The organism is Trujillonella humicola (genome assembly GCF_046233715.1).
In the GTDB taxonomy this organism is placed as follows: Bacteria; Actinomycetota; Actinomycetes; order Mycobacteriales; family Geodermatophilaceae; genus Trujillonella; species Trujillonella humicola.
The window spans coordinates 1-4,584 of the sequence record NZ_JBJNRJ010000104.1 but is presented as its reverse complement, the minus strand read 5'-3'; the positions used below and the strand labels follow the sequence as shown (position 1 = coordinate 4,584).

At 73.2% G+C, this 4,584-nt stretch carries 3 protein-coding genes; 2 read left to right on the top strand and 1 reads right to left on the bottom strand.

Annotation, left to right across the window (positions count from 1 at the left end; genetic code table 11):
- Positions 1 to 137 precede the first annotated feature (137 nt).
- Entirely contained in the window at positions 138 to 2,213 is a 2,076-nt protein-coding gene (locus ACK586_RS25180; protein ID WP_409333276.1) for a putative bifunctional diguanylate cyclase/phosphodiesterase, read from the top strand.
- A 15-nt stretch (positions 2,214 to 2,228) separates the two neighbouring features.
- Here the strand turns inward: ACK586_RS25180 and ACK586_RS25175 are convergent, their stop codons facing one another.
- Complete coding sequence (locus tag ACK586_RS25175) at positions 2,229 to 2,891, bottom strand: hypothetical protein (protein ID WP_409333275.1); 663 nt, start codon at positions 2,889 to 2,891, stop codon at positions 2,229 to 2,231.
- A 286-nt stretch (positions 2,892 to 3,177) separates the two neighbouring features.
- On the opposite strand from ACK586_RS25175, the gene ACK586_RS25170 reads away from it, so the two are divergent.
- On the top strand, positions 3,178 to 4,203 hold the full coding sequence (locus ACK586_RS25170) for an alpha/beta fold hydrolase (protein WP_409333274.1): 1,026 nt from the start codon (positions 3,178 to 3,180) through the stop codon (positions 4,201 to 4,203).
- Positions 4,204 to 4,584 lie beyond the last annotated feature (381 nt).

The window sequence follows — 4,584 nt, the reverse complement described above, 5'->3', positions numbered from 1 at the left end:
CACAAGCAGAACCGCGCCTTCGCCACCCGGTACGACAAGCTCGCCGTCCGCTACGACGCCACCGTCGAGATCACCAACATCAACATCTATCTCCGCGACCTATCAAACAGGGCCTAGTCCGCCGCGCCCGGGGCGAGGTGACCGGCCTGCTGGTCGCCGGGGGAGCCGGGACCTGGCTGGTGTGCGACGTCGGCTACCTGCTCGGGGCGGACGCCGCCCTGGCGAGCTCCTGGCTGGACACCGGGTGGATGCTCGGCTCGGTCCTGCTCGGGCTGGCGGCCCTGCCGCGGGGCGAGCGGTCGGCGCCCGCCGACGAGCCCGTCGTCGCGGTGCGCAGCGGCCTCGGCCGGCTCGCCGTCTCGCTCGGTGCGCTGCTCGTCCCCGCCGGGATGGAGTTCGCCCTCGACCTCAGCGGCGCGGAGGAGGCCCCGGGCCTGCTCCTGGTCAGCACGCTGGCCCTCACGGCGCTGGTCTTCGTGCGGGCCTCGCTCCTCGTGCGCGGGGAGGCCGCCGCTCGGGCGCGGGTGCAGTCGCAGCAGCGCTACAGCGCCGCGCTCGCCGCGCACAGCTCCGATGCCGTCGTCGTCGTCAGCCGGGACGGCGCGCTGCTCAGCGATCCCGCCCCGCTGTCGTCCCGGTTCGGGCTCCACGCCCCGCGGGACGTCGAGGCCGGTGACGTGGTCGGCCTGCTCGGTGTCGACCCGGCCCAGGCCCACCGGACGTTCCGCCGCGCGCTGCACGCCGCCGGTGACGTGGTCGACGCCGAGCTGGCCTGCCGCCGGCAGGGCACGTCGTCCTGGATCGGCGTGCGGCTGGTCGACCTCACCGACGACCCGGACGTCGGCGGTGTCGTCGTCCACGTCACCGACATCACCGACCGCAAGCGGGCCGAGGAGGCGCTGGCCCACCAGGCGTTCCACGACGCCCTGACCGGCCTGGCCAACCGGGCCCTGTTCACCGACCGGGTGGAGCAGGCGCTGCTCCGCGGCGCCCGCGGGCGGGGCCGGCCGGCGCTGGTGTTCATCGACCTCGACGGGTTCAAGGGCGTCAACGACACCCTCGGCCACCTCGCCGGTGACGCGCTGCTGCGCGAGGTCGCCGCGCGGCTGCGCTCGGCCGTGCGCGCCGACGACACGGTGGCACGGCTCGGCGGCGACGAGTTCGCCGTCCTCGTCGAGCAGTCCGGGACCGGGTGCGAGGAGGCCGTCACGACGGCGGAGCGGGTGCTCGCCGTGCTGGCCACCCCGGTCGTGCTGGACGGGCAGAGCGTCACCGTGTCGGGCAGCATCGGCGTCGCCGTCGGCGACGCCGGCGCGACCGGCGACTCGCTGCTGGGGGACGCCGACATCGCGATGTACGCGGCCAAGCTCGCCGGCCGCGGGCGGTGCCTCGTCTTCGACCCGGAGATGCGCGCGGCGGCGGTGGCGGCCAGGGAGCTGGAGCAGGAGCTGCACGGCGCGCTGGCCGCCGGCGAGTTCCGGATGGTCTACCAGCCGGTGGTGGACCTGGCGGGCGGCGCGGTCACCGGCTTCGAGGCCCTGCTGCGGTGGGACTCGCCGGCCCTGGGTCCGGTGTCGCCGTCGCGCTTCGTGCCGGTCGCCGAGGCGTCCGGCCTCATCGAGGAGATCGGCGCCTGGGCGCTGCGCGAGGCCTGTACCGCCGCGGCCCGGTGGCGGACCGAGCACGGTCGCGACCTGACCATGGCGGTCAACGTGTCGGCGGTGCAGCTGACCTCGCCGCACCTGGTCGGGCGCGTCACCGAGGCCCTGGCCGCCAGCGGCCTGGCGCCGTCCGCGCTCGTGCTCGAGGTGACCGAGACGGCGCTGGTGAACGACCCGGAGCGGGTGGGCGAGTGCCTGGCGGCGCTGCGCGGGCTCGGCGTCCGGCTGGCGCTGGACGACTTCGGTACCGGCTACTCGTCGCTGGCGCACCTGCGGGAGTTCACCGTGGACGTGCTGAAGATCGACCGGTCGTTCGTGGCGTCGATCGAGGAGGACGGCGTCCTGCCGCCGATCGTGCGGGCGATGATCGACCTCGGCCGGACGATGGGGCTGGAGATCGTGGCCGAGGGGGTGGAGACCGAGGCGCAGCACCGGCTGCTGGTCGCCGGCCGCTGCGACCTGGCGCAGGGCTTCCTGTTCGCCCGGCCGATGGACCCGGCCGACGCGTCGCTGCTGCTGCTCAGCGCCGAGTCGGCCCCCGCGGGGGCCTGACCACCGGCGCCGGGCTCAGCTCCGGCCCCAGCCCGGCGGCAGCGGCGGGATGATCACCTCGCGGGTCATGTCGGCGGGTTCGGGCTGCCGGGTCTGCGGCGCCCGATCCGGGTCCGGCTGCTCGGGCCGCTCCTGCGGAACGGGCGGGAGCGGGGTCGGCCCGCTGGTGACCGCGCCCCAGGAGAGCGCCGCCGGCGGCGGAGTGGGCCGGGGTCCGCCGGTCGACCAGGCCACCTGCTGCTGCTCGGCCTGCTGCTGCGGTGCTGCGTGCTGCCCGGGCGAGTACTGCCCGGGCGAGTACTGCCCCGGCGCGTACTGCTGCGGAGGCGACGCCTGCTCGGGGGCCCAGTGCTGGGAGGTCTGCTGCTGGGGTCCGGTGGCCGGCGTCGGGTGCTGCCGGGCGCCGGCCGGGCGGTTTGCGCGGACCCGCCGGACCACGTACAGCGCCAGCAGGGCGACGCCGACCAGGGCGACGCCGCGGCCGATCCAGATCATGCCGCTGGTGGCGTTCTGCTCCTGCCCGACGAGGGCGAGGACGCCGTGCCAGATCGTCTCCAGCCCCTCCCCGCGGCGGCTGGAGGAGGTGGACTCGTAGTCCCACGCGGCGACCGTGGCGCCGGCGACCACGAGCAGGAACGCGAGGAAGCCGATCAGCTTGGTCAGGCTCTTGCCGGTCACCGTGTCTCCCGTCGGGTCTGGGGTCGCTCACGGTAGCGGCGGTCGCTCCCCGGTGGTCGCTCCCGCGACGCGGCGACCCGGCCGCCGGGTCGCCGGCGCACGTGCTGGTGCCACTGCCCGACGAGTCGCCGGTGCAGGCGGTCATCCCTGGCATCTCTTGCCCTGAGGGTCCCCCTGCCGGGCAGAGTCGCGACAGCTCATGAGCTGCTGCTTCCCGTCGCGAGCACCCAGCCGGCCGCTCCTTGCTCCGGTCGTCCACGGCCCCCTACGGTCGGTGCTCCATCCGATGAGAAGAGGCGGGTTCGTGGAGCACAAGATTTTCGAGCTGGGCGATTTCGCACTCCAGAAGGGATCCGTCCTCCCCGCGGCCAAGCTCGGTTACGTCACCCTCGGCGAGCTCAACGAAGCCCGCGACAACGTCGTCGTGTGTCCGACCTGGTTCACCGCGACCCCGTCGGACACCGCGCAGTGGCTGACCGGCGCCGACCGGGCGCTGGACCCCGGGCGCTACTTCATCGTCATCCCGAACCACTTCGGGGCGGCGGTGTCCTCCTCGCCCAGCAACACCCCGCCGCCGTTCGAGCGGAGCCGGTTTCCGCACGTCACGACCTACGACAACGTCGTCGCCCAGCATCGTCTGCTCACCGAGGAGTTGGGCGTCGAGAGCATCCGGCTGGTCAGCAGCTGGTCCATGGGCGCCTGCCAGACCTACGCCTGGGGTGCTCTGTACCCCGAGATGGTCCGGGCGATCGCACCGATCTCCGGCTCCGCGCGGACGGCGAACTTCAACAAGGTGTTCCTCTCCGGCAACATCCGCGCGATCACCACGGACGCGGACTGGAACGACGGCTTCTACGGTGACAAGCCGCCGATCAAGGGCGTCAAGGCCATGGCCGCCCTGTACGCGGGGTGGGGCTTCTCCGAGCCGTTCTACCGCCAGGAGGTGTTCCGGGCCTTCGGCGCCACCACGGTGGAGGAGTTCATCGACTACTTCTGGGACGCCTTCTTCATCAAGTGCGACGCCAACGACCTGCTCGCCCAGATGTGGACGTGGTGGCACAACGACCTGGGTGACCACCCGAAGTTCGAGGGGAACTTCGAGGCCGCGTTGGGGGCGATCCGCGCGCGGACGATCATCCTCAACGCCGAGACCGACTCCTACTTCCCGCCGGTGGACAGCGAGTACGAGGCCCGGCACATCGAGGGCGCGGAGGCCCGCCCGATCCCGACCATCTGGGGACACCTGGCGCCGTTCAACCCGGAGGACCAGAAGTTCGTCGACGCCGCGCTCCGGGAGTTGCTCGAGGACTGACCGGTACCGGTTACCGCCGGGCGTCAGCGCCGGCCCCGGGGCTCACGGCGTAGGCGCCACGTGCACGTGACCTAGGTGAGCCCCCACCCGAGCGGGGCGGGGGCTCACCGCCACCGGCCAGTTCGTCGTCGAGCGCGATCGCTACGGCGACGCCTGAGCGACGCAGCGGACGGGCGCCCCCGGTTGGCGCACCGGTCTCGATCGGCCGCCGCACAGGGGAAAGTAGCCCTCGGCCGGCGTGTCCCACCCGACCTGTCGGCACCCGCCTCCGAGTGGCGGCCTTAGGCCCTGTTTGATAAGTCGCGGAGATAGATGTTGATGTTGGTGATCTCGACGGTGGCGTCGTAGCGGACGGCGAGCTTGTCGTACCGGGTGGCGAAG